The organism is Nocardioides sp. Z13_37 (assembly GCF_058355585.1).
In genome coordinates this window covers 40,099-63,907 of record NZ_JBZGDV010000008.1, presented here as the reverse complement: position 1 = coordinate 63,907, position 23,809 = coordinate 40,099, and the positions used below count along the sequence as shown (strand labels likewise).

The 23,809-nt window shown below is 73.4% G+C and carries 25 protein-coding genes; 12 read left to right on the top strand and 13 right to left on the bottom strand.

Annotated features, from left to right (window positions below; genetic code table 11):
* Positions 1–45: 45 nt before the first annotated feature.
* Together AC4H2S_RS17635 and AC4H2S_RS17630 are read right to left on the bottom strand one after the other, a co-directional pair.
* Positions 46–1,098: an S-adenosylmethionine:tRNA ribosyltransferase-isomerase gene (locus tag AC4H2S_RS17635; RefSeq protein ID WP_491498282.1), complete on the bottom strand. Its 1,053-nt coding sequence runs from the start codon at positions 1,096–1,098 to the stop codon at positions 46–48.
* Positions 1,095–1,778, bottom strand: coding sequence for an SDR family oxidoreductase (locus AC4H2S_RS17630; protein WP_491498281.1), 684 nt, complete (start codon positions 1,776–1,778; stop codon positions 1,095–1,097). Before AC4H2S_RS17630 ends, AC4H2S_RS17635 begins: the two co-directional genes overlap by 4 nt.
* Before the next feature lie 70 nt (positions 1,779–1,848).
* Between AC4H2S_RS17630 and soxR the strand changes: the two genes are divergently transcribed.
* The 4 genes from soxR to acs all read left to right on the top strand — a co-directional run bounded on the left by soxR (position 1,849) and on the right by acs (position 6,489).
* On the top strand, positions 1,849–2,304 hold the full coding sequence (soxR, locus tag AC4H2S_RS17625; RefSeq protein WP_489975544.1) for a redox-sensitive transcriptional activator SoxR: 456 nt from the start codon (positions 1,849–1,851) through the stop codon (positions 2,302–2,304).
* A 159-nt stretch (positions 2,305–2,463) separates the two neighbouring features.
* A complete protein-coding gene (locus AC4H2S_RS17620; RefSeq protein WP_186339953.1) occupies positions 2,464–2,805 on the top strand; it encodes a DUF485 domain-containing protein in 342 nt (113 codons plus the stop codon).
* Positions 2,805–4,412, top strand: coding sequence for a monocarboxylic acid transporter (locus AC4H2S_RS17615; protein WP_491498280.1), 1,608 nt, complete (start codon positions 2,805–2,807; stop codon positions 4,410–4,412). Before AC4H2S_RS17620 ends, AC4H2S_RS17615 begins: the two co-directional genes overlap by 1 nt.
* 151 nt (positions 4,413–4,563) lie before the next feature.
* On the top strand, positions 4,564–6,489 hold the full coding sequence (acs, locus tag AC4H2S_RS17610) for an acetate--CoA ligase (RefSeq protein WP_491498440.1): 1,926 nt from the start codon (positions 4,564–4,566) through the stop codon (positions 6,487–6,489).
* A gap of 190 nt (positions 6,490–6,679) precedes the next feature.
* Here acs and nhaA read toward each other — a convergent pair whose 3' ends face one another.
* Positions 6,680–8,080, bottom strand: a complete 1,401-nt coding sequence (gene nhaA / locus AC4H2S_RS17605; protein ID WP_491498279.1) for a Na+/H+ antiporter NhaA — start codon at positions 8,078–8,080, stop codon at positions 6,680–6,682.
* A 173-nt stretch (positions 8,081–8,253) separates the two neighbouring features.
* On the opposite strand from nhaA, the gene AC4H2S_RS17600 reads away from it, so the two are divergent.
* The gene (locus AC4H2S_RS17600) at positions 8,254–8,658 is read left to right on the top strand and encodes a phage holin family protein (protein WP_491498278.1); all 405 of its coding nucleotides are present in this window, start codon (positions 8,254–8,256) and stop codon (positions 8,656–8,658) included.
* Position 8,659: 1 nt separating this feature from the next.
* On the opposite strand, the gene AC4H2S_RS17595 is transcribed toward AC4H2S_RS17600, so the two are convergent.
* Genes AC4H2S_RS17595 through nth form a run of 4 tightly spaced genes read right to left on the bottom strand, consistent with a single transcriptional unit; the run spans position 8,660 to position 11,952 of the window.
* The gene (locus AC4H2S_RS17595; RefSeq protein ID WP_491498277.1) at positions 8,660–9,835 is read right to left on the bottom strand and encodes a MarP family serine protease; all 1,176 of its coding nucleotides are present in this window, start codon (positions 9,833–9,835) and stop codon (positions 8,660–8,662) included.
* A gap of 5 nt (positions 9,836–9,840) precedes the next feature.
* Positions 9,841–10,605: an NUDIX hydrolase gene (locus tag AC4H2S_RS17590; RefSeq protein WP_491498276.1), complete on the bottom strand. Its 765-nt coding sequence runs from the start codon at positions 10,603–10,605 to the stop codon at positions 9,841–9,843.
* Complete coding sequence (locus AC4H2S_RS17585) at positions 10,602–11,210, bottom strand: TlpA family protein disulfide reductase (protein WP_491498275.1); 609 nt, start codon at positions 11,208–11,210, stop codon at positions 10,602–10,604. The genes AC4H2S_RS17590 and AC4H2S_RS17585 overlap by 4 nt, the downstream gene beginning before the upstream one ends.
* Positions 11,211–11,217: 7 nt before the next feature.
* A complete protein-coding gene (gene nth, locus AC4H2S_RS17580) occupies positions 11,218–11,952 on the bottom strand; it encodes an endonuclease III (RefSeq protein ID WP_491498274.1) in 735 nt (244 codons plus the stop codon).
* A 152-nt stretch (positions 11,953–12,104) separates the two neighbouring features.
* Here nth and AC4H2S_RS17575 point away from each other — a divergent pair, with 152 nt between their 5' ends.
* Positions 12,105–12,782 (top strand): Crp/Fnr family transcriptional regulator, encoded by a 678-nt coding sequence (locus AC4H2S_RS17575; RefSeq protein WP_491498273.1) that lies wholly within the window; start codon positions 12,105–12,107, stop codon positions 12,780–12,782.
* A gap of 30 nt (positions 12,783–12,812) precedes the next feature.
* Here AC4H2S_RS17575 and AC4H2S_RS17570 read toward each other — a convergent pair whose 3' ends face one another.
* Genes AC4H2S_RS17570 through sp36 form a run of 5 tightly spaced genes read right to left on the bottom strand, consistent with a single transcriptional unit; the run spans position 12,813 to position 15,691 of the window.
* On the bottom strand, positions 12,813–13,352 hold the full coding sequence (locus tag AC4H2S_RS17570; protein ID WP_491498272.1) for a TIGR03086 family metal-binding protein: 540 nt from the start codon (positions 13,350–13,352) through the stop codon (positions 12,813–12,815).
* 39 nt (positions 13,353–13,391) lie between these two features.
* Complete coding sequence (locus tag AC4H2S_RS17565; RefSeq protein WP_491498271.1) at positions 13,392–14,210, bottom strand: MBL fold metallo-hydrolase; 819 nt, start codon at positions 14,208–14,210, stop codon at positions 13,392–13,394.
* Positions 14,207–15,073 (bottom strand): NUDIX hydrolase, encoded by an 867-nt coding sequence (locus AC4H2S_RS17560; protein ID WP_491498270.1) that lies wholly within the window; start codon positions 15,071–15,073, stop codon positions 14,207–14,209. The genes AC4H2S_RS17565 and AC4H2S_RS17560 overlap by 4 nt, the downstream gene beginning before the upstream one ends.
* A 2-nt stretch (positions 15,074–15,075) precedes the next feature.
* Positions 15,076–15,531 (bottom strand): RidA family protein, encoded by a 456-nt coding sequence (locus AC4H2S_RS17555; protein WP_491498269.1) that lies wholly within the window; start codon positions 15,529–15,531, stop codon positions 15,076–15,078.
* Position 15,532: 1 nt separating this feature from the next.
* Positions 15,533–15,691, bottom strand: coding sequence for a Sp36 family protein (gene sp36, locus AC4H2S_RS17550; RefSeq protein WP_186339941.1), 159 nt, complete (start codon positions 15,689–15,691; stop codon positions 15,533–15,535).
* 92 nt (positions 15,692–15,783) lie between these two features.
* On the opposite strand from sp36, the gene AC4H2S_RS17545 reads away from it, so the two are divergent.
* The 6 genes from AC4H2S_RS17545 (at position 15,784) to AC4H2S_RS17520 (ending at position 22,644) form a co-directional block, all read left to right on the top strand.
* On the top strand, positions 15,784–16,932 hold the full coding sequence (locus AC4H2S_RS17545) for a sensor histidine kinase (protein ID WP_491498268.1): 1,149 nt from the start codon (positions 15,784–15,786) through the stop codon (positions 16,930–16,932).
* Positions 16,929–17,609 (top strand): response regulator, encoded by a 681-nt coding sequence (locus AC4H2S_RS17540; RefSeq protein WP_491498267.1) that lies wholly within the window; start codon positions 16,929–16,931, stop codon positions 17,607–17,609. The genes AC4H2S_RS17545 and AC4H2S_RS17540 overlap by 4 nt, the downstream gene beginning before the upstream one ends.
* A 58-nt stretch (positions 17,610–17,667) precedes the next feature.
* Complete coding sequence (locus tag AC4H2S_RS17535; RefSeq protein ID WP_491498266.1) at positions 17,668–18,747, top strand: DNA polymerase III subunit beta family protein; 1,080 nt, start codon at positions 17,668–17,670, stop codon at positions 18,745–18,747.
* 42 nt (positions 18,748–18,789) lie between these two features.
* A complete protein-coding gene (locus tag AC4H2S_RS17530; protein WP_491498265.1) occupies positions 18,790–19,299 on the top strand; it encodes a hypothetical protein in 510 nt (169 codons plus the stop codon).
* Positions 19,300–19,483: 184 nt separating this feature from the next.
* The gene (locus AC4H2S_RS17525) at positions 19,484–20,233 is read left to right on the top strand and encodes an ABC transporter ATP-binding protein (protein ID WP_491498264.1); all 750 of its coding nucleotides are present in this window, start codon (positions 19,484–19,486) and stop codon (positions 20,231–20,233) included.
* Positions 20,233–22,644: an ABC transporter permease gene (locus tag AC4H2S_RS17520; protein ID WP_491498263.1), complete on the top strand. Its 2,412-nt coding sequence runs from the start codon at positions 20,233–20,235 to the stop codon at positions 22,642–22,644. Before AC4H2S_RS17525 ends, AC4H2S_RS17520 begins: the two co-directional genes overlap by 1 nt.
* Before the next feature lie 78 nt (positions 22,645–22,722).
* Here the strand turns inward: AC4H2S_RS17520 and AC4H2S_RS17515 are convergent, their stop codons facing one another.
* Positions 22,723–23,757 carry an LLM class flavin-dependent oxidoreductase gene (locus AC4H2S_RS17515; RefSeq protein WP_491498262.1) on the bottom strand — a complete coding sequence of 345 codons (1,035 nt, stop codon included), beginning with the start codon at positions 23,755–23,757 and terminating at the stop codon, positions 22,723–22,725.
* Between the last annotated feature and the right edge of the window lie 52 nt (positions 23,758–23,809).

The following is a 23,809-nucleotide window of genomic DNA, read 5'->3' as shown; positions in this document are numbered from 1 at the left end:
CGACTCGGCGCCTCCCCGCGGGAGGCTCAGATCCCTAGCGGATCCCTAGCGCCGCAGCAGCAGCGCGGCGTCGCCGAACTCGTGCCAGAGGTAGCCCTCGGCCACCGCGGCGTCGTACGCCGCCTGGGCGAGGCGCCCGCCCGCCACCGCCTCGACGAGCAGCAGGTGCGAGGCCATCGGGTCGTGCCAGCCGGTGACGAGGCCGTCGACGACGCGCGGGGGCCGGGCCGGGGTGACGACGTGCGAGGTCCAGCCGCGGCCGGCGACCACGTGCCGGCCCCGGACCGACGACTCCACGGCCCGGGTCGCGGTCGTCCCCACCGCGACCACCCGCCCGCCGTTGTCCCGGGCAGCGCCGATCACCCTCGCCGAGGTCGGGGGCACCTCGAACCACTCCGGCCCCGGTGCCTCGCCGGCCTCCTGCGAGGAGACCCCCGTGTGCAGCGTGACCGGGGCGAACTGCACCCCGGCCACGACGAGCCGCGTCACCAGCTCAGGCGTGAACGGCCGCCCGGCGGACGCCATCTCGGCGCTCCCGGGCCGCGTGCCGAAGACGGTCTGGTAGGCGTCCAGCGGGTAGGGCCGGTCGAGGTAGCCGTAGGCGATCGGCCGCCCCGTGCGCGCGAGCAGGTCGTCCAGGTCGCCCCGGACGGACGTACGCCAGAGCCGGTTGCCACGCCCCGTCGGCGACGACGGTGCGCTCGCGGGCCACGGCTCGACCAGCACGAGCCGGACGTCGCCGATCGCGACGACTTGTCCGGGCGTCGCGTCCAGGAGGGCGCGCGAGGCGTCGGGCGCGGTGCGCAGCTCGACCACGCGGTCGCCGTCGTCGAGGCGGTGCGCCACGTGCAGCACCACCGCGTCGCCGTCGAGCGTCGCGTCCACCTCGCCGGGGACCGTCGCCGAGGTGTTGACCACGAGCACGTCGCCCGCGTGGAGGTGGTCCGGCAGGTCGCGGAACCTCCCGTGCGAGAGCCCGTCCGGCGTGCCGACCAGGAGCCGCACCTCGTCTCGCGCGAGGCCGCGCTCCTCGGCCGGGCGGGGCGCGAAGGTGGACGCGGCGAACCTCGTGCGCGGGGTCTCGTCCAGCGCAGTCACGCGACGTCCGCCGCTCGGTAGCGCCCCGACTCGGGCCGTTTCGCCAGCAGGGCGAGCAGACACGGCACGACGGTGTCGGGGAGGGGGCGGTCGGAGATGTCCTCGCCCGGGAAGGCGTCCTGGTGCATGGCCGTGCGCATGTCGCCCGGGTCGACGGCGTACGCCCGCAGGCCCGTCTCGGCGCCGTAGGTCAAGGTGACGTGGTCGAGCGCGGCCTTGCTGGCGCCGTAGAGCCCCCAGGTCTCGTAGTGCTGGACCGCGGCGTCGGAGCTGATCGAGAGGAGCACGCCGTCCGCGGTCCGCAGCCACGGCAGGAGCGACGAGGTCAGGACCAGCGGCCCGCCCACGTTGACCCGCCAGACCTGCCGCAGGTCGTCGACGCCGACCTCGGCCAGGGCTCGCATGGGCAGCGGGCCGAGCGTGCTGGCGTTGTGGACGAGCAGGTCGAGCCGCCCGCGCTCCTCGACCTCGGCCACGAGTCGGCCTCGGTGGTCGGCATCGGTCACGTCGCCGACCACGACCGTGACCTCCGGCGGGAGCCCCGCCTCGGTGAACTTCTGCGCGCTGCGGCCGTCGGTGATGACGTCCCAGCCCTCTCGGACGAGGGCCTGCGCGAGGGCGAGTCCCAGCCCTGTGGATCCTCCGGTGACGAGTGCCACCGGTGTCGTTGTCGTTGTCATGCGGCTATCGTTCAAGTTGAAGTTAACTTGAGTTCAAGGGGTCAGGATGGACGGCCGGGATCTTCTTCCGATGGGCGAGGTCACCAGGCGCAGCGGCTTCGCGGCGTCGGCGGTGCGCTACTACGACGCCGAGGGGCTGATCGAGTCGCAGCGCTCGGCCGGGGGGCAGCGACGGTTCGAGCGCAACGTGCTGCGCCGGCTGGCGTTCATCCGCGCCGCCTCCAACGTCGGCCTGACGATCGACGAGATCCGCGACGAGCTGGCCCGGCTGCCTGGCAACCGCACGCCCACCAAGGGCGACTGGCACCGGATCTCCCAGCACTGGCGCGGCCGGCTCGACGACCAGATCGCCGCGCTCCAGCGCCTGCGCGACGGGCTCGACGGCTGCATCGGCTGCGGCTGCCTGAGCCTGCGCAGCTGCTCGTTCTCCAACCCGGGCGACGTGCACGGCGCGAGCGGCCCCGGCGCGCAGCTGCTGCCCGACACCCTCCGCAAGCCGCACCCGACCCGGCGGTCCGGGGGCTGACCGACCCTGGGGCGACCGCTCGTCGTGCGACAGCGACCGCTGGGCGACGAGCGGCGCCCACCGACCGACCGGCGCGGGCGCGAGACTCCCCCGTCCGGCGTGAGCGGTGTCACCGTGACGGCGGTCACATCTCGGTGACCCCGGCGGAAGGACCCCTCCGTGACACAGCAAGACCGGGCTGAGCGCCACGATCCCATCTACGACAGGCTCCACGCGACCCCCGAGTTCGCCGAGCTGCGCCACCGCTACCGCAGCTTCGTCTTCCCGGCCACGGCCGCGTTCCTCGTGTGGTACCTGCTCTACGTCGTCCTCTCCAACTGGGCCGGCGACTTCATGTCGACCAAGGTCGTGGGCCACATCAACGTCGCCCTCATCTTCGGGCTGCTGCAGTTCGTGACCACGTTCGGTCTCGCGTGGTACTACGCGCGCTACTCGCAGTCCAAGCTCGACCCGCTGGCCCGCCAGCTCGACGCGGACTACCGCAAGGGAGGAGACGCCTGATGGACACCCAGGTCCTCACCACGATCCTGTTCCTGTCGGTCGTCGCGCTGACGATCGGCATCACGTTCTGGGCGAGCCGGCAGACCAAGACGGCCGCCGACTTCTACTCCGGCGGGCGCTCGTTCTCGGGCCTCCAGAACGGTCTGGCCATCGGCGGCGACTACATGTCGGCCGCGTCGTTCCTCGGCATCTCCGGTGCCATCGCGGTCTACGGCTACGACGGCTTCCTCTACTCGATCGGCTTCCTCGTGGCGTGGCTCGTCGCGCTGCTGCTGGTCGCGGAGATGCTGCGCAACGCCGGGCGCTACACGATGGCCGACCAGCTCGCGTTCCGGATGCGCCAGCGGCCCGTGCGCACGGCGGCGTCGATCTCGACCGTCATCGTCTCGATCTTCTACCTGCTCGCCCAGATGGTCGGCGCCGGCTCGCTCGTCGCGCTGCTGCTCGGCGTGGACAGCCAGGCGATCAAGAACATCACCATCATCGGCGTCGGCGCGCTGATGATCTTCTACGTCGTCGTCGGCGGCATGAAGGGCACGACCTACGTCCAGATCGTCAAGGCCGTGCTCCTGATGGTCGGCTCGGCGCTGATCGTGGTGCTGGTGCTCGCGAAGTTCGACTTCAACCTCTCCGAGCTGCTCGGCGCGGCCGCCGACAACTCCGGCAAGGGCGAGGCGTTCCTCCAGCCCGGCCTGCAGTACGGCGCCACCTTGACCTCGCAGATCGACTTCCTGTCGCTCGGCCTGGCTCTCGTGCTGGGCACCGCCGGCCTGCCGCACATCCTGATCCGCTTCTACACCGTGCCCACCGCGCAGGACGCCCGCAAGTCGGTGCTCTGGGCGATCGGCCTGATCGGGGCGTTCTACCTGATGACGCTGGTGCTCGGCTTCGGCGCCGCGGCACTGCTCGACCGCGACCAGGTCGACCCGCTCGAGGGCGGCAACCAGAACCTCGCCTCGCCGCTGCTCGCCGAGGCCGTGGGCGGCGGGGACGGCTCCACGGGCGGCGCGGTGCTGCTCGCGCTGATCGCCGCGGTGGCGTTCGCGACGATCCTCGCGGTGGTCGCGGGGCTCACCCTGGCCAGCTCCTCCTCCGTGGCGCACGACCTCTACAAGGGCGTCATCAAGAAGGACCAGCCGGTCACCGAGAAGGACGAGGTGAAGGTCGCCCGCATCGCGGCGTTCGTCATCGGCGCGGTGGCCATCGCCCTGTCGATCCCGGCGCAGCGGCTCAACATCGCGTTCCTCGTGGCGCTGGCGTTCGCGGTCGCCGCCTCGGCCAACCTGCCGGCGATCATCTACAACATGTTCTGGCGGCGCTTCAACACCCGCGGTGCCACGTGGAGCATCTACGGCGGCCTCATCGCGGCCGTCGGCCTGGTGTTCTTCTCGCCGGTGATGTCCGGCCTGCCGACGTCGCTGTTCCCCGACGCCGACTGGGCGATCTTCCCGCTCAACAACCCCGGCATCATCTCGATCCCGATCGGCTTCCTGCTCGGCTACATCGGCACGGTCACCTCGCGTGATCCCGAGGCCGAGGAGCGCTTCACCGAGCTCGAGGTCCGCGCCCTCACCGGCGCCGGCGCCGAGCAGGCCGCCCAGCACTGATCCGGCCCCGGCCGGCTCATCACCGGTGGTCCCCTCGCCGATCCGAGTAGGTTCGGCGGCGAGGGGACCACCCCGCCCTTCTTCCAGCCCCGACCCAGCACGCGTCCTGCACGAGGAGAGAGCCTTGTCCGAGCAGACCCTGTCCAACCTGATGCACGAGGACCGGCGCTTCGAGCCCCCGGCCGACCTGGCCGCCGACGCCAACGTCAAGGAGGAGGCCTACGCCCGCGCCGACGCCGACCGCGAGGCGTTCTGGGCCGAGGCCGCCGAGCGGCTCGACTGGGGCCGGAAGTGGGACCAGGTCCTCGACTGGACCGACCCGCCGTTCGCCAAGTGGTTCGTCGGCGGCACGATCAACGCCTCGGTCAACTGCGTCGACCGGCACGTGGAGGCCGGCAACGGCGACAAGGTCGCGATCCACTGGGTCGGCGAGCCGGAGGACGACACCCGCGACCTCACCTACGCCCAGCTCAAGGACGAGGTCTCCAAGGCCGCCAACGCGCTCACCGAGCTCGGGGTGCAGAAGGGCGACCGGGTCGCGATCTACATGCCGATGATCCCCGAGGTCGTCGTCGCGATGCTCGCCTGCGCGCGCCTCGGCGCCCCCCACACCGTGGTCTTCGGCGGGTTCTCCGCCGACGCCCTCGCCTCGCGGATCACCGACTGCGAGGCCCACGTCGTCATCACCTCCGACGGCGGCTACCGCCGCGGCGCCGCCAGCGCGCTCAAGCCGGCCGTCGACGAGGCCGTGGAGAAGACGGGCGACCTGGTGCGCAACGTGCTCGTCGTACGCCGCACCGGCCAGGACGTCGACTGGGACGAGTCTCGCGACGTGTGGTGGCACGAGGCCGTCGGCAACTCGTCGGCCGAGCACGAGGCCGAGATGCTCGACTCCGAGCACCCGCTGTTCGTCATGTACACCTCCGGCTCCACCGGAAAGCCCAAGGGCATCCTGCACACCACCGGCGGCTACCTCACCGGGACGTCGTTCACGCACTGGGAGGTCTTCGACCTCAAGGACGACGACGTCTACTGGTGCACCGCCGACGTCGGCTGGATCACCGGCCACTCCTACATGGTCTACGGCCCGCTCGCCAACGGCGCGACCCAGGTGATGTACGAGGGCACGCCCGAGAAGGGCCGCTGGTGGCAGATCGTGCAGGACTACAAGGTGACGATCTTCTACACCGCGCCCACCGCGATCCGCACCTTCATGAAGCAGGGCCGCGAGATCCCCGACGGCTACGACATGTCGTCGCTGCGCCTGCTCGGGTCGGTCGGCGAGCCGATCAACCCCGAGGCCTACATCTGGTACCGCGAGGTCATCGGCGGCGACCGCTGCCCCGTGGTCGACACGTGGTGGCAGACCGAGACCGGCCAGATCATGATCAGCCCGCTGCCCGGCGTCACCGCCGGCAAGCCCGGCTCGGCGATGAAGGCGCTGCCCGGCGTCGCGGCCGACGTCGTCGACGACGACGCCAAGTCCGTCGGCCACGGCAACGGCGGCTACCTCGTGCTCAAGGAGCCGTGGCCGGCCATGCTCCGCACGCTGTGGGGCGACGACCAGCGGTTCAAGGACACCTACTGGTCGCGATGGCCCGGGCTCTACTTCGCCGGCGACGGCGCCAAGCTCGACGACGACGGCGACATCTGGCTGCTGGGCCGCGTCGACGACGTGATGAACGTGTCGGGCCACCGCCTGTCCACCACCGAGATCGAGTCGGCGCTCGTCTCGCACCCCAAGGTGGCCGAGGCGGCCGTCGTGGGCGCGGCCGACGAGACCACCGGCCAGGCCGTCTGCGCGTTCGTCATCCTCCGCGACTCCGCGGGCGACGGCGGCGAGGACATCGTCGAGGAGCTGCGCAAGCACGTCGCCAAGGAGATCGGCGCGATCGCCAAGCCGCGCCAGATCATGGTGGTGCCCGAGCTGCCCAAGACCCGCTCCGGCAAGATCATGCGCCGCCTGCTCAAGGACGTCGCCGAGCACCGCGAGGTCGGCGACGTGACCACCCTCGCCGACTCGACCGTCATGGACCTGATCAAGTCGAAGGAGAGCGCCGCCCCGGCCGAGGACTGACCCCCACCCCTCCCCCGCCGGTCTCTCCACCCACCGGTATCTAGGGACGTTCTGGTAGGTAATCCGGCCTTCCGACCTACCACGACGTCCCTAGATAGGTCCGCTCGCGGTCCGCTCGCGGTCCGCTCGCAGCCGGCTTGCGGCTGGCCACGGGAGGCTCGCGGCTGCGGGCCGGCCGGCGGGGGGACGGTCAGCGGGTGGCGTCCTCGCTCGCCGTCTGGTCGGCGGCCTGGTCCGGACGTACGCCGCGGGTGGCGAGGAGCAGGAGCACGACGCCGACGACGGCCGCGATGAGGGAGGCGAGCAGGATCGCGATCTTCGCCTCGGCGGTCAGCAGCTCGGCGCCGGGGAAGGACAGCCCGGCGATGAAGATCGAGACCGTGAACCCGATGCCGGCGACGGCGCCCAGGCCGAGGACCATCGACCACGGGGTGTTCTCCGGCAGCTTGGCGATGCCGAGGCGCACGGCGAGGAACGACGTCAGCAGGATGCCGACCGGCTTGCCGAGCACCAGGCCCAGGACGATGCCGAGCCCGACCGGCTCGGTGAAGACCTCGCCGATCGCGCCCAGCTCGACGCCGGCGTTGGCGAGCGCGAAGACCGGCAGGACGACGTACGCCGACACCGGGTGCAGCGTGCTGACCAGCCGCTCGACGACCGAGACCGACTCCTTGAGCAGGAAGCGGAGACGGGTGAGCTCGTCGGGGTCGAGCCGGCGGTCGCGCAGCGCCTCGGCGGCGTACTCGCGGGCGACCTCCTCCTCCAGCAGCGGCTTCGCCGGCGCCAGCAGGCCGATCGCGACGCCGGCCAGGGTGGCGTGCACGCCCGACTGGAGCAGGGCGAACCACACGACCACGCCGAGGACCGCGTAGACCACGACCGTCCAGACCCGCACCGCCCGCAGCGCGGCCATGACCGCCAGGAGGGCGACCGCGATCGCCAGCCAGGTCAGCGACAGGTCGCTGGTGTAGAACACCGCGATCACCAGGATGGCGCCGATGTCGTCGACGATCGCGAGCGTCAGCAGGAACAGCCGCGCCGCCGACGGGATCCGTCGCCCGAGCACGCCGAGCACGCCCACCGCGAATGCGATGTCGGTGGCCATCGGGATGCCCCAGCCGGCGTTGCCGGCGGCGCCGGGCGGGTTGAGCGCGAAGTAGATGCCCGCCGGCACGGCCATCCCGCCGACGGCCGCGAGGATCGGCAGGGCCGCGGTGCGCGGGTCGCGCAGGTCGCCGTTGACCAGCTCGTACTTGATCTCGAGGCCGACGACGAAGAAGAAGATCACCATCAGGGCGTCGTTGACCCAGTGCTGCAGCGTCTCGTCGAGGTGCAGCGGCCCGACGTCGATGGCGAGCCGGGTGTGCCAGAGCGCGTCGTACGACGACGCCCACGCGCTGTTGGCCCAGATCAGCGCCGCGGCCGCGGAGAGCAGCAGCAGGATCGAGCCGGCCGCCTCGACGCGGAGGAACTCGCGCACCGGGCGGGCGACGAGGCGGGCCAGCGGCTTGTCGCTGGCGATGTAGACCGGACCGGACTTCCACAACCTGTCGTGGGTTCCGGGCTCGGCGTGTCTGCGGTGTGAGGCCATGCGTCGGCGCATCCTTCAGGGGTCGGCGGGGCACTGTGACCGCGGATATCCACCACGGGCCGACCAGACTTCCCGGCTCACCTGTGGCCCACTGTAGTCGGGGCGCTGCCGCGCGCGGCCCGTTGGTAGGGTCGCAGCACCCAGCCCCGGCGTACACCGAAGGACAGCTCCCCATGGCAAACGAACCGGTCAAGGACACCGATCCGACGCTCGGAAAGCTCGTCATGGACGCGCAGCGGGACGTCTCGACGCTGATCTCCAAGGAGATCCAGCTCGCCAAGAGCGAGCTCAAGGTGAGCGTCAAGCACGGCGGCGTCGGCATCGGTCTCTTCGCCGGCGCGGCCTTCCTCGCCGTGCTCGCGATCATCATGCTGTCGGTGGCGATCGCCTACTTCATCCACTGGAACGGCGCGGGCCTCGACCTGCACTGGGCGTTCCTGATCGTCTTCGGCTTCTACGTCCTCGTCGCCGCGGTCCTCGCGATGATCGGGCTCAAGCAGGTCAAGCAGGTCAAGGCGCCTGAGCGGGCGATCGAGCAGGGCCGCCAGATCCCCCAGGCGCTCAAGGGACAGCCCTGATCTAGCGCACGCAGGTGCCGGTGTCGACCGGTGCCTCCCGGGTCAGACCGGCCGCCGCTGAGTCGGCGAGCTGGTCGGCCGTCAGGGCGTAGCCCGTGTCGGGGTCGCTGACCGATGCCGCGAACACCATGCCCGCGACGTCGCCCGCCGACGTCACGATCGGCCCGCCGGAGTTGCCCGGCTGGATGAGCGCCCGCAGCGAGAAGACCTGCCGGATCACGGTGCCCTCGCCGTAGATGTCGGGCGAGCGGAGCCGCTGCTCGGCGCGGATGCGGCCCGACTCCACGGCGTACGGACCGTCCTGCGGGTAGCCGAGGACCGCGACCGGGTCGCGGGGCTCGGCCTGGGTGTCGAAGGCGAGCGGCGACGAGCCGGTGTCGGGGAGCGCGAGCACGGCGACGTCGAGGTCGGCGTCGTAGAGCACGACCGAGGCGGTGAGCGTCGAGCCGGCGACCTCGACCTCCGGGCGGGTCACGCCGGCGACGACGTGGGCGTTGGTCATCAGCCGGGTGGGGGCGTAGAAGAAGGCGGTGCCCTCGACGCCGCTGCCGCAGCCGTTGGTGCCGCGGACCTTGACCACGCTCGGCTCGGCGGCCAGCACGTCGGGGTCGGCGAGCATCCGCGGGTCGCCCGCTCGGACCGCGACGATCCGCTCGGGCGCGAACGGCTCGAGGTAGCGCGGGAAGAACGTCGTGCCGACCACGTTGTTGAACGCCTGGAGGACCCGGCCGGAGTCGGTCGGCAGCACGGCGTCGACCTTGGCGAGCACCGTCGAGTCGCGCACCAACGGCGTGATCGCCCCGATGCGGGTGCCGGAGACGGCGACGCCGAGGGCCCAGGCGACCAGCAGCACCGCGACGGCGCTCAGCGCCGACCCGCCGATGGCGTCGACCGCGCGGATGGGTTGCCACGTGATGCGGTCGCGCGCCCGCGCCCCGACGTACTGGAAGAGGGCCTGGCCCAGCGACGCGCAGATGATCACGATGAACAGCGCGCCCAGCGAGACCCACAGCGACGGGGCGGCGTCGCCCAGCGCCAGCGGCGCCACCCAGATGCCGACGAGGCCGCCGAGCAGCAGCCCGGCGGTGGCGCTCGCGCCGGTGATGAAGCCCTGCCAGTAGCCCGAGAGGGCGTAGATCCCCACGAGTGCGAGCAGGCACCAGTCGAGGACATTCATTGGCGCTACTCCTCGAGCCGGGTGTTCTGCGGGGTGTTGGGGGCCAGGTCGGTGCCCCGGGGGACACCCTGCAGCATGTGGTCGGGCAGGTCACGCACCCGCGCCCGGTCCCAGTCGTCGGCCCACCCGAGATGGCTGAAGAGGCGCGCGACGATGCCGGCGGTGAAGCCCCACAGGATGACGTCGCGCTCGGGCCCGATGAGGAACCCCGGGCCGAGCCAGCCGCTGGGGTGGCGCACCGTGATGCGGTTGTCGGCGTCGAGCAGGTCGGCGATCGCGACGTGGTGGATCTCGTGGACCTCGTCGGGGCTCGCGATCCGCACCTCGCCGCGGTCGCGCCAGTAGCCGAGGACCGGCGTGACGGCGAAGTTGCTCGGGGGCAGCCAGAGCTCGGGCAGCTCGCCGAAGACCTCGACCTCCGCCGGCTGCAGGCCGATCTCCTCGTAGGCCTCGCGCAGCGCCCCCTCCACCGGCGTCTCGCCGGCGTCGAGCGACCCGCCCGGGAACGACACCTGCCCGGGGTGGGAGCGCATGTGGTGGTTGCGCTCGGTGAGCAGCAGCTCGCCGCGGTGCGCGAGGTCGTCGGGCGACGAGGGGTCGGCGTCGCGGTCGGCGAAGACCATCAGGACGGCGCCGCGCCGCGGGTCGCTGTCCTCCGGCGGCATGAACCGGGTGAGCTCGTGGACGGTGATCGTCGACGCCGCCTCGACGACCGGCGCCAGCCAGCCCGGGAGCGAGCCGCTCGTGCCGCTGGGCGGGGTCGCGCTCACAGGTCGATCTCGAGGTGCTCGGCGACCAGCTCGCGCACGTCGTCGACCGAGTCGACGCCGCCGGAGTCCTGGCCCACGACGACGCCGTCCTCGTCGACGAAGACGAACGCCGGCAGGCCGCGCCGGGCCACGGCGAAGGTGTCCTCGGTCATCAGCTCGCCACCCGGGTCGGCGACCGAGGGGTAGGTCGCCCCGGTCTCCTCGGCCAGCGTGAGGGCCGCGGCGGGGTGCACGTCGTTGAAGTCGACGCCGAGCACCGGCACCCGGTCGCCGTGCTGCTGGTGGAACGCCTCCAGCGCGGGCATCTCCTCGCGGCACGGACCACAGTTGGCCTGCCACACGTTGATCACGACCGGACCGCGCAGGGTCGAGAGGTCGACGTCGGGCCCGCCGCCCAGGCACGGCAGGGTCAGCTCGGGCAGCCCGCCCTCGACGGGGGCGCCGGTGCCCGGCTCGCACGCCTCCATGCCGATGCGCGCCTTGGTCTCGCGCAGCGCGGGGGTGTCGACCTCGACGTCGGGCGGGCGTACGTCGACGGGTCCGCCGTCGGCCGAGCACGCCGAGAGCACGGCTGCGACCAGCAGCCCCAGGACGACCTTCTTCATGCGGGCCTCATGCGGGTCCCTGGGTCGTGACCAGCTTCTCCGCCTCGACGGGGTCGGTCGGGCCGATGCCGTAGGACGGGCACAGGCCGGCCACCGGGCAGGCGCCGCAGGCGGGCTTCTTGGCGTGGCAGCGACGGCGCCCGTGCCAGATGAGGTGGTGCGACAGCATCGTCCAGTCGCGCTTGGGGAAGAGCGCGCCGACGGCGTGCTCGACCTTGACCGGGTCGGTCTCCTCGGTCCAGCCCAGGCGCCGCGCCAGCCGGCCGAAGTGGGTGTCGACGGTGATGCCGGACTTGCCGAAGGCGTTGCCGAGCACGACGTTGGCGGTCTTGCGCCCCACGCCGGGCAGGGTGACGAGGTCGTCGAGGCGGTCGGGCACCTGGCCGTCGTAGCGCTCGACCAGCGCCTGGCTCAGCTTGAGCAGCGCGTCGGTCTTCTGCCGGAAGAAGCCCAGCGGGCCGAGCAGCTGCTCGAGGTGCTCGCGCGGCGCGGCCGCCATCGCCTGGGGCGTGGGATAGGCCGCGAAGAGGGCCGGACTGGCGGCGTTGACCCGGCGGTCGGTGGTCTGCGCGGAGACCACGGTGACGACGAGGCACTCGAAGGGAGTGGTGAAGTCGAGCTCGGCGCGGGCGTCGGGATAGGTCTGCGCCAGGATCCGGTCGACCTTGCGGGCCCGGCGCACCAACGCGGTGTCGGGCTTGGGGATGACGACCGGGACGGCCTTGCGGGCGGGGGCGGGCACGCGCTCAGCCTACGGTCCGGCCCCGACACCGCCGAAGCCGGCGAAGAGTCCGCCGCACCGACCGGTGTGGCGCCTGTGAGCCGGACCACGGCTAGGATCGGAGGTGATCCCGAGCGTGACCCGTCGGGACACATCCGACCGGGAGGAATGACGTGGACAACGACGTGCTTCGGCAGGCACCGCTGTTCAGCTCGCTCGACGACGAGGCAGCGACTGCACTGGGCGGATCGATGGCCGAGACCCGGCTCCGTCGCGGTGATGTCCTCTTCCACGAGGGCGACTCCGGCGACAAGCTCTACATCGTCACCGAGGGCAAGGTGAAGCTCGGCCGGTCGTCCTCCGACGGCCGGGAGAACCTGCTCGCGATCATGGGCCCCGGACAGATGTTCGGCGAGCTCTCCCTCTTCGACCCGGGCCCGCGGTCGGCGACGGTCACCGCCGTCACCGACGCCTCGTTCGGCTCGCTCTCCCACGACGACCTGCTGCGCTGGCTCGACGGCCGCCCGCAGGTGGCGCGGGGCCTGCTGTCGCAGCTCGCGTCCCGCCTGCGCAAGTCCAACGATGTCGTCGCCGACCTGGTCTTCTCCGACGTGCCGGGCCGCGTGGCCAAGGCGCTGCTCGACCTGGCCGACCGCTTCGGGCGCACCGCCGACGACGGCGTCCACGTGCACCACGACCTCACCCAGGAGGAGCTCGCCCAGCTGGTCGGCGCCTCCCGCGAGACGGTCAACAAGGCGCTCGCCGACTTCGCCTCGCGCGGCTGGCTGCGCCTGGAGCCCCGCTCCGTCGTGATCATGGACATCGAGCGCTTGGGCCGCCGCGCCCGCTGAGCCTCGCCGTCGCCTGACCCCGCAGCCGGGCTACCGCGGGTCGCGGCCGGCGAAGGCGGCCAACCGGTCGTAGGGCGACGCGTCGTCGGGCGCGTCGACCGGCGACCCGAAGGCGTCGCCGCGGTTGTCGGCGGTCAGCGCCTGCTGCACGAACGCCAGTCCGCGCTCGGCCACCTCGTCGTCGAGCGGCGTCAGCAGTGGCCGCCCGAGCGCCCGGACGAGGTCCCAGGTGTGCACGGCGAGCTCGGCGCTCTGCCAGTCGGCCTGGCCGACCTGCTCGTCGGGCTGGGTGTGCCAGTGGTGGAGCAGGTCGTCGGCGTGCGTGCGGAAGTGGGCGGCCAGCTGGGAGGCGTCGACACCGGTGCCGGCACTCCAGTCGACCTCCTCCCCACGCCCCAGCTGCAGGAAGTGCTCCGGCGCGGCGGCCAGGTGGTCGGCGAGCTCCCGCACGGTCCACCCCTCGCACGGCGTCGGCCGGTCGAGGTCGTCGTGGTGGACGGCGGCGAGGGCATCGCCCGCCTGGTCGAGGGCGTGCGAGAGGACGGCGACGGGCTGGCGCGGGTTGTCCATGTGCCCACCTCACTCCTCACGCCCACCGGGCGCAAGGGCTCACGCGTCGTCGAGGTAGGCCAGCTGGGCCCGCACCGACAGCTCGGCCGCGCCCCACAGCACGGGGTCGACGTCGGCGTAGACGATCTCGACGATCGCGCGCGGCAGCGTCTCGTGCGGGAAGGACGCGCCCTCGCGCTCCACCGCGTGGAGGTCGCGCAGCGCGTCGCGCACCTGGTCGAGCCGCTGGCGGCGGTGGGCGAGGTAGTGGTCGAGAGCGCCGAGGGCGTCGTCGATGACCGGGCCGTGCCCGGGCCACACGGTCGTGATGCCCTGCTCGCCGCACAGGGCGTGCAGCCGCTCGAGCGACGACAGGTAGGCCCCGAGCCGGCCGTCGGGGTGCGCCACCACGGTCGTGCCGCGCCCCAGCACGGTGTCGCCGGTGAGCACGGCGCGGTCCTGCGGCACGACGAACGACAGCGAGTCGGACGTGTGCCCGGGCGTCGCCACGACGTGCACCTCCAGCCCGCCGACGGACACCACGTCGCCCTCGCCGAGCCCCTCCGAGCCCAGCCGGTGCGCCGGGTCGAGCGCGCGTACGCCGCACCCGTGCCGCTCGGCGTACTCACGAGCCGCCTCGCTGTGGTCGGCGTGGTGGTGGGTCAGCAGCACCACCGCGACGTCGCCGGCCGCCGCGTCGATGGCGTCGAGGTGCGCGGCGATCGAGGGCCCGGGGTCGACGACGACCGAGCGCGACGAGCCGGGGTCGCGCAGCACCCACGTGTTGGTGCCGTCGAGGGTCATCACGTCGGCGTTGGGCGCCAGCACGCAGGTGCCGGTGTCGCCGAAGCTCCCGCCGGTCCAGACCCCGTCGGTCATCGCGCGGCCATCAGCGCGACGTAGGCCGGCGGCGTCGAGAGGATGAAGTCGTCGCCGTCGGCGACCACCTCGGGGGTGAACATCTCGACCCGGCGCTCGCGCGACTGCGCCAGCACGGCGTCGGGGTCGGCCTGCTGGCCCACCTCGAGGCAGGTCAGCCAGGTCGGGGGAAGCATCGCGATGTCCTCGCGCTCCACCTGGTCGACGGCGTCGAGGGCGGGGAGCCACATCACCGACGACGACTCGCTCGACACGTCGCGGGTCACCTGACCCTCGGGCAGCCGTGCGACGAAGAACCAGGTGCGGTAGCGGCGGGGCTCGAAGACCGGGGTCAGCCACCCCGACCAGGCGCCGAGCAGGTCGGTGCGCAGCACCAGCGAGCGCTCCTCGAGGAACGACGTCATCGAGACCTCGCGCGACTCCAGGGCGACGCGGTCGGCCTCCCAGTCGTCGCCGGTCGTGTCGGCCACCACCGAGTCGGCACCGGCGCCGGCGAGCAGGACGCCCGACTCCTCGAACGTCTCGCGCACCGCGGCGCACACGAGCGCGATGGCCTTCGGCTCGTCGCAGTCGAGCCGGGAGGCCCACTCGGCCGGCGACGGCCCCGCCCAGAGGCCGCGGTCGACCAGCTCGTCGTCGAAGTCGCGAGGGTCGACGCCGCCGCCGGGGAAGACGCACATGCCGCCGGCGAAGGCCATCGAGGTCTGGCGGCGCAGCAGGTAGACGTCCGGCCCCCGGCCGGACGCGGACGGGCGCAGCAGCACCACGGTGGCCGCGTCGCGCGGCTCGGCCGGCGTCGCGTCACCCGCGGCGTACGACCTGGCCTGGGCGACGAGGGCCTCGGGGAGCGGGAGTCGCTCCATGCTCAGACTTCGACGACGATCTCGACCTCGACGGGCACGTCGAGCGGGAGCACCGAGACGCCGACGGCGGAGCGGGCGTGCTTGCCCGCGTCGCCGAAGACCTCGCCGAGCAGCTCGGAGGCACCGTTGGCGACCTTCGGCTGGCCGGTGAAGTCGGGCGTCGAGGCGACGAAGACGACGACCTTGACCACGCGCTTGACCGCGTCGAGCGAGCCGACCTCGGCCTTGACCGCGGCGAGGGCGTTGAGGGCGCACTGGCGCGCGCACTCGTAGCCGACCTCCTCGCTGACGTCGGCACCGAGCTTGCCGACGGCGATCATCTCGCCGTCGCGGGCGGGGAGCTGGCCGGAGGTGAAGACGAGGTCACCGCTGCGGGACGTCGGCTGGTAGGCCGCGACCGGCGGGACGACCTCGGGGACGGTGATCCCCAGCTCGGCCAGGCGTGCCTCGGCTCCCACGTCAGGCCCCCGGCTTGGCGCGCTTGAGGAACGCCACCAGGCCGCCCTGGGCGTTGGTGTGGATGGCCACCAGCTCCCAGCCGTCCTGGCCGAAGTTGTTGAGCATCAGGGCCTCGTTGTGGAGCGGAATCGGCGCCACCTGGTATTCCCACTGGGTCATGGCTCGCACCCTACTCGGGACGGACGAGCGCGGACCCGGGGTCCTCCCGTGGGCTGACGCGACGCCACCGCGGGCTGGTTAGGGTCCGAGTCATGGACCAGCACCCGTGGCGCCTGGGACCGCGCGCACGGCGGTGGCTCGACCTGTCGGTCATCGGCGGCCTGGTCGTGCTCGGGACCTTCGGCCACCTCGCCTCCGGCGAGCCCGTGGCCGCGATCTTCACCGCCGCCGAGCTGGTCCCGCTGCTCTGGCGCCGGAGCCACGCCTGGGGCGTGTTCCTCGCGGTGGCCACGGCGTCCGCGCTGCAGGCCGTGGCCTACCACGAGCCGGTCGTCGGCCAGCTCGCCTTCCCCGTCGCCGTCTACGCCGTGGCTCGCTGGTCGCCGCGCTGGCAAGGAGTGGCGGCGCTGCTCGTCGGCTACGCCGCCTCGCTGGTCGCGGCGATCCGCTGGACCCTGGGCTTCGGCGGCGACATCACCGCCGGCACCATCGTCCCCTACGCCGTGACCATCGGCGCTCTCGTCACGACCGCCTGGGCGCTGGGCTTCGCGGCCCAGGAGCGGGAGAACTACGTCGCCTCGCTGGTCGCGCGCGCCGAGCAGGCCGAGCGGATGGCCGAGCGCGAGGTCGAGCTCGCCGCCCGCGACGAGCGCTCGCGCATCGCCCGCGAGATGCACGACGTCGTCGCCCACGGGCTGTCGGTGATCGTCGTGCAGGCCGACGGCGCGCGCTACGCCGCGGCGAAGGACCCCGCCGTGGCGGTCGGCACCCTGGAGACGATCTCCGCCGCGGGCCGCGAGGCGCTGACCGAGATGCGCCGCCTGCTCGGACTGCTGCGCGAGGGCGACACCGGCGTGGCGCCGCAGCCCGGGCTGGGCGACGTACGCCACCTGGTCGAGGAGGCGCGCACCGCCGGCATGCGGGTCACGGCCGACCTCCCGGACCCCGCGCCCGAGGTGCCCGACGGCGTCGCGCTGGCGGCCTACCGGATCGTGCAGGAGGCGCTCACCAACGTGCGCAAGCACGCCGGACCGGACGCGAGCGTGGACGTGCGGGTCACCGCCGGCCGCGCGATCACCATCGACGTGCGCGACGACGGGCGAGGTGCGGCGGCGGGTGCCGACGGACGCGGGCTGGGCCTGGTCGGCATGCGCGAGCGCGCCGCCGTCCACGGCGGCACCCTCGAGGCCGGCCCGGCGCCCGGTGGCGGCTTCGCGGTGTCTGCGAGGCTGCCGCTGTGAGCGAGCACCCCACGACCGACCGGATCCGGGTCTTCCTCGTCGACGACCAGCAGATGGTGCGCGCCGGCTTCCGGATGCTGGTCGAGAGCCAGGACGACATGGAGGTCGTCGGCGAGGCCGGCGACGGCGCCGAGGCGCTGGAGCGACTCTCGGTCACTGCCGCCGACGTGGTGCTGATGGACGTCCGGATGCCCCGCGTCGACGGGGTCGAGGCCACCCGCCGGCTGCTGGCGACGGCCGAGCCGCCGCGGGTGATCGTGCTGACCACCTTCGACCTCGACGAGTACGCCTTCGCCGCGATCCGCGCCGGGGCCTCCGCCTTCCTGCTCAAGGACGCCGCCCCGCCGGACCTTCTCGGCGCGATCCGGGCCGTGCAGGCCGGCGACGCCGTCGTCGCGCCGAGCACCACCCGCCGGCTGCTCGACCACTTCGCCGCGCTGCCCGACCCCGCCACGACGGGGCACACCGACGAGCGCCTCGCGCAGCTGACCGACCGCGAGCTCGAGGTGCTGACCCTCGTCGCCCGCGGCCTCAGCAACACCGAGATCGCCGCCGACCTCGTCGTCGCCGAGACGACCGTGAAGACCCACGTCGGCCGGGTGCTGGCCAAGACCGGGTCGCGCGACCGCGTCCAGCTCGTGGTGCTCGGCTACGAGTCGGGCCTGGTCACCCCCTAGCCCGCACGGCGCGTACGGGGGTTGACCTTCGAGTTGGTCGAGGCCCGACGATGGTCGGGTGAGTGACCCGGAGCTGATGTCGATCGGCGCGTTCGCCAGGCTCGCCGGGCTGACCGCGAGCGCGTTGCGGTTCTACGACGACGCCGGTCTGCTCGAGCCCGAGCTGGTCGACCCGGCGACGGGCTATCGGCTCTACAGCGAGGCGCAGCTCGTGCGTGCCTCACAGCTGCGGCAGCTGCGCGCGGTCGGGATGCCGCTGCCCGTGATCGGCAGGTTCTTCACCGCAGGCGCCGCGGAACGGGCCCGCCTGATCGGCGACCAGGTCGCCAAGGTCACAGCAGACGCCGCGGGCGCCCGCCACGCCGCCGCCACGCTCGAGGCATCCCTCGACGAGGAGGCTCCCCTCGTCCTCTGCGAGCTCCCCGGTCCGGTGCTCGCTGCTGCCGTCGACCAGGTCCTGGCGACCACGGTCCACGACCCGGAGATCCCGGTCCTGCGTGGTGTGCGACTGGAGGTCGAGCCCGACGCCGTCGCGCTGACTGCGACCGATCGCTACCGCCTCGCCACGCGGACGCTGGTGCCCGACGACCCGGCCGCCAGTCCCTGGGCAGGAACGCTGGCGGGCGAGGATCTCCAGGCGGCAACCTCGCTGATCCGTCGAAGCCCCCGCGTGGTCCTGGAGGCGGGCGAGCGGACCCTGGGCCTCCGCCTGGGCGACGGCACCGTCGCGCACTGCCGCCTCCTGACCCAGGCCTTCCCCGACCACCGACTCCTGGTTGGCTCCCTCGCGCCGGTGACGCACCGGGTCACCGTCGGGACGCAGCAGATCCTCCGGGCGCTGGAGCGGCTGGCTCCGGAGACGGTCGGTCTCCGGGTCGCCGACGGCCGGCCGAGCCTGCTGCTGGCCGACACCGCCCTGGGCCTCGACGGATCGGCGACCGGGCCCGATCTCACCATCTGCTTCGAGCTCACCACCCTCTACCCGGCGTTGAGCCACGCGCTCGGCGGCGACGTGATGCTCGACCTCCGCGGGCCCGACCAGCCAGCCACCATCCGGTCGGCCGACGACGGCGACCTCACCACGCTCGTGATGCCCAGCCGTCGGACCCCTGCCCCGTCCGGCAGCACCACCGCCTGAGAACGACCGCCAGAGAACGACGACGAGGACGGAACCACTCCCATGACCGCACCCGCTGCCACACCCGACCCCACGATGGAGGCCATCGGCGCCGCCGTCGTCCTCGGCCACGAGGGCGACACCGAGTCCGCGCGACGCGACCTGCTGGCCATCTGGTCCCGGGTCGGCGCGGCCGGCGACCCGTACCACCGCTGCACCCTCGCCCACTACCTGGCCGACCTCTACGAGAGCCCGGCCGAGGCACTGGTCTGGGACGTCCGCGCGCTCGACGCGGCCGACGCGCTCACCGACGAGCGCGCCCAGCAACATCACGCACACCTCCAGGTGGCCGGCTTCTACCCCAGCCTGCACCTCAACATCGCCGACAACCTGCGCCGACTGGGCGCGTTCGGCGCGGCCGCCGAGCACGTCGACGACGCTGCCCGGCACGCCCCCGCGCTGGCCGAGGACGCCTACGGCGACATGCTCCGCACGGCCATCAGCGAGGTCCGGCAGGCCATCGAGGACCGCGACACCGAGCGCCGCGCATCGGCCCCCGGTGCAGCGCCCTGACGCACAGCAACGCGCCGTTGTGGCGGCTGCCCGCGACCAGCCCTGGCCTCCTTGCCCCCAGCCCGCACCACTCCCCCGTCCTACCCCGGTCGTACGCCGACCCGCGGGGTGCGACCGCAGGGGGACGGGAGGTCCGTGCCGGGGACCGACGACCCGGGGGCCGCGAACGACGAGCGTTGTCCCCATGACGACGACACCCGACCTGACCACCCGCACGGCGGCGAGCGCCCGCGGGCTGACCCGCACCTACGGCGCCGGCGACAGCGCCGTGCACGCCCTGCGCGGCGTCGACCTCGACCTGCCCGCCGGGCGCTTCACCGCGATCATGGGCCCGAGCGGCTCCGGCAAGTCGACCCTGATGCACTGCCTGGCCGGCCTCGACGCCGCGACGAGCGGCACGGTGAGCGTCGCGGGACGCGACCTCGCCGGGCTCGACGACACGGCCCTGACCCTCTTCCGCCGCGAGCACATCGGCTTCGTCTTCCAGGCGTTCAACCTGCTCCCGATGCTCACCGCCGGGCAGAACATCGTGCTCCCGCTCGAGCTCGCCGGACGCGACGTCGACCGGGAGCGCTACGACCAGGTCGTCGGCGTCCTCGGGCTCGCCGACCGCCTCGGGCACCTGCCCAGCCAGCTCTCCGGCGGCCAGCAGCAGCGCGTCGCGATCGCCCGCGCGCTGGTCACCCAGCCCGACATCGTCTTCGCCGACGAGCCCACCGGCAACCTCGACAGCGAGGCCAGCGCCGAGGTGCTCGGGCACCTGCGCCGATCGGTGCGCGAGCTCGGCATGACCGTCGTCATGGTGACCCACGAGCTCGCCGCGGCGGCGTACGCCGACGACGTGGTGGTCATCCACGACGGCGCGGTCACCGCTCACCTCACCGACCCCGGCCAGGACGAGCTCGTCGCGGCGCTGCGCGGGAAGGGCGCCTGATGCGCACCGTGCTCCTGGCGTCGATGCGCCACCACACCCGTAGGTACGTCGCCGCGTCGATCGCCGTGGTCATCGGCGTCGCCTTCATCGTCGTCATCGGCGTGCTCACCGCCGCCACCCGGTCCGGGCTGACCGAGGACACCGGCGCGCCCGTCGCGGGCGTCGACCGGGTCGTGTCGACCTACGACACCGACGAGATCACCCGGCTCGTGGACGCCGCGGCCGAGGGCGGCTTCGCGGCGCTCACCCTCGGCTACGCCATGGAGCCGGTCTCGCGTGACGGCGTCCAGCTCGCCGAGTCGACCAACGTCGCCGAGGTCGCCCTCGACCCGCGCGTGCAGTGGCAGCCGCTCGAGGAGGGGCGCTACCCCACCGCCGCCGGCGAGGCCCTCGCGGACGTCAACGCGGCCAAGGTCACCGACGTCGGCATCGGCGACGTGCTGCGCGTCGGCAGCGGGGCGGCCGCGACGGACGTCGAGGTGGTCGGGCTGGTGGACAGCCCGGCTTCGTTCAACGCCGCGCTCTACGTGCCGTGGGACGACCTGCGCCGCTTCGAGGACACCCTCTGGGTGGACGCGGTCGCGTGGGGCGGGCCGGAGGCCGTGGCCCGCGAGGCGGCGCCCGAGGCCACGGCCGAGTCCTCGGCCGAGTGGGTGGCCGAGCGTCAGGCGCAGATCACGCGCGGGGTGGACGTCATCGCCATCATGGCCCTGCTGTTCGTCGCGATCGCGCTGTTCGTCGGCGCCCTGGTCATCACCAACACCTTCGCCATCCTCTTCGCCCAGCGCATGCGCGACTTCGCGCTGCTGCGCTGCGTCGGCGTCACCCGCCGGCAGCTGCGACGCGCCATCCGGCTCGAGGCCCTCGTCCTGGGCCTGGCCGCCTCGGCGGCCGGCGTCGCCCTCGGGGCCGCCGCCGGGGCGGGGCTCGTCGTGCTGGTGCGCAACTGGTTCGCCGACATCGGCGCGCCCGCGCTCGACCCCGTGTGGACCGCCGCGGCCTTCGCCGTGGGGACCCTGGTGACGCTGGGCGCCGCCTGGCTGCCGACGCGCGCCGCCACGCGGGTGGCCCCGCTGGCCGCGCTGCGGCCCGACACCGGCGTGGACGTGCGCTCGGCCGCCGGACGCTGGCGCCTGGTGCTCGCAGCGCTCGGCCTCGCGGCGGGCGGAGCGCTGCTCGCCGTGGCCGTCGTGTCCAACTCGGTGGCCGCGATGCTCGCCGGCGGCATGCTCGCCTTCGTCGGCGTGCTGCTCCTCGGCCCGGTGCTGGTGCCGCGGCTGATCCGCCTCACCGGCGCCCTGCCGGGCGGGGGCCCGGTGCGCCGGCTCGCCACCGGCAACGCGGTGCGCAACCCGCGGCGTACGGCGACCACGGCCGCCTCGCTGCTCGTCGGGGTGACCCTGACGACGGCCATCCTCACGGGGCTGGCGTCCTCGCGGACCGCGATCGACCGCGACATGGACGACTCGCACCCCCTCGACGCCGGCATCGTCGCCGTCGACGAGCCCCTGGCCGACTCCCTGGTCGACCGGGTAGCGGCCACCGACGGCATCGCCCGCGCCGCCGGCCTGGACGGCACCACGGCCAGCCTCGGAGGCGCGGCGATCACCCTGCTCGCGGCCGACGACGGCGCCGCGGTCGTGCGCGGGTCCACCGACCTGGTGCCCGACGACGGCGTGCTGCTGCTGCCGCACAACGTCGTCGCGACCCTCCCGGCCCGGGCGGGCGACCTGGCCCGCGACGGGGAGGCGACCGTCACCGTCGCGGGTCGCGAGCACACCCTCGAGGTGCGCACCGACAGCGGCTGGGGGGACGCCGGCCTGGTGTCCGCGACCACGCTCGCGGCGCTCGACCCCGACCCGCAGCCGATGGCGGTGTGGGCCAGGGCCGCCGACGGCGCCGACGCGGAGGACCTCTCCGGCGACATGGCGGCGCTGGCCGGGGCGGCGGGCGCCGACCTGACCGGCGGCTGGACCGAGCGCAGCTGGGTCTACCTCCAGGTCGACATCCTGACCGGTGCGGTCGTCGGCCTGATGGCCGTCGCGATCCTCATCGCGCTGGTCGGCATCGCCAACACCCTGGGGCTCTCGGTGCTCGAGCGCGGCCGCGAGAACGCGCTGCTGCGGGCGATGGGTCTCACCCGCGAGCAGCTGCGCCGGGCGATGGCGGCCGAGGGCCTGCTCCTGTCGTCGGTGGCGACGCTGATGGGCATCGCGATCGGCCTCGCCTTCGCCTGGGTCGGGGTGCAGGTCATGGTGGGCGCGGTGGTCGACGGCGCCGGCTTCACCGTCCCGGTCCTGCAGCTCGCGGCCGTCGCGATCGTGGCCGGCCTCGCCGGGCTGGCCGCCTGCATCGTCCCCGCGCGCCGTGCCGCGCGGGTGACCCCTGCCGCGGGTCTCGCGCTCGACTGAGCGCGAGCCCGCGGGCAGGACGAAGGCCCCGGACCTCCTCGGGGGAGGGGTCCGGGGCCTGCTGCGCGCTGGGGGCGGTCAGCCCACGAGCAGGCGCAGCGTGTCCTCGCGCGCCGGCGAGGTGCGTACGTCGGTGCCGGCCGCGGCGCCCGCCACCGGGTGCACCATCACCTCGTCGACGCCGAACTCCTGCGCGAGCTCCTCGATGCGGGCACGCGCCTGCTCGGGCGCGCCGACGATCCAGCGCCGCTCCATCGCCTCGGCGAGTGCGCGCTGGTCGCGGGTCAGCTCGATCGCCTCGGCCTCCTCGACGAGCCGCTGGGCGTGCAGCGGGGCGCCGGTGCGCAGCGCGATCATCTGGTGCACGTTGGGCAGGGCGCGGCGGCGCGCTTCCTCCTCGGTCTCGGCCACGACGGCGTTGACGGTGAGGAACGTGCGGGGCTCGGGATACTCCGGCGACGGGCGGTAGGACGAGCGGTAGAGCTCGAGCGCGACGCCCGTGCCCTCGCCCGAGAAGTGGTGCGCGAAGACGTAGGGCAGGCCCTTCTCGGCGGCCAGGCGGGCGGAGTAGTCGCTCGAGCCGAGCAGCCACATGTCGGCGAGCGTGCGGGCCGCGGGGGTCGCGCGCAGCGGCTGGCGGCGCGGGCCCACCTGGAGCTCGACGCCCTCGGTCGTCATCAGGGTGCGGATGTCCTCGACGTAGTCGGGGAACTTCGTCACCGCCTCGTCGGCGGACTCCGCGCTGCCGCCGCGCAGGACGTAGCGGGTGAGCGGGTCGGTGCCGGGCGCCCGGCCGATGCCGAGGTCGATGCGGCCGGGGAAGGCGGCCTCGAGCAGGGCGAACTGCTCGGCGACGACCAGCGGCGCGTGGTTGGGCAGCATCACGCCGCCCGAGCCGACCTTGATGCGCTCGGTCGCGGAGGCGAGCATGGCGATCAGGACCGGCGGGTTGGTGGCGGCGACGGCCGGCATGTTGTGGTGCTCGGCGACCCAGTAGCGGCGGTAGCCGAGCTCGTCGGCGACGCGGACGAGGTCACGCGAGGCGGCGATGGCGTCGCCAGTGGTCTGGTCGCTGCGGACGGGCACGAGGTCGAGCACGGAGAGGGCAGTCACTGTCGTCGCAGCGTCTGCGGGGGCACGATTATTCCGGACCATAACCCGGTTG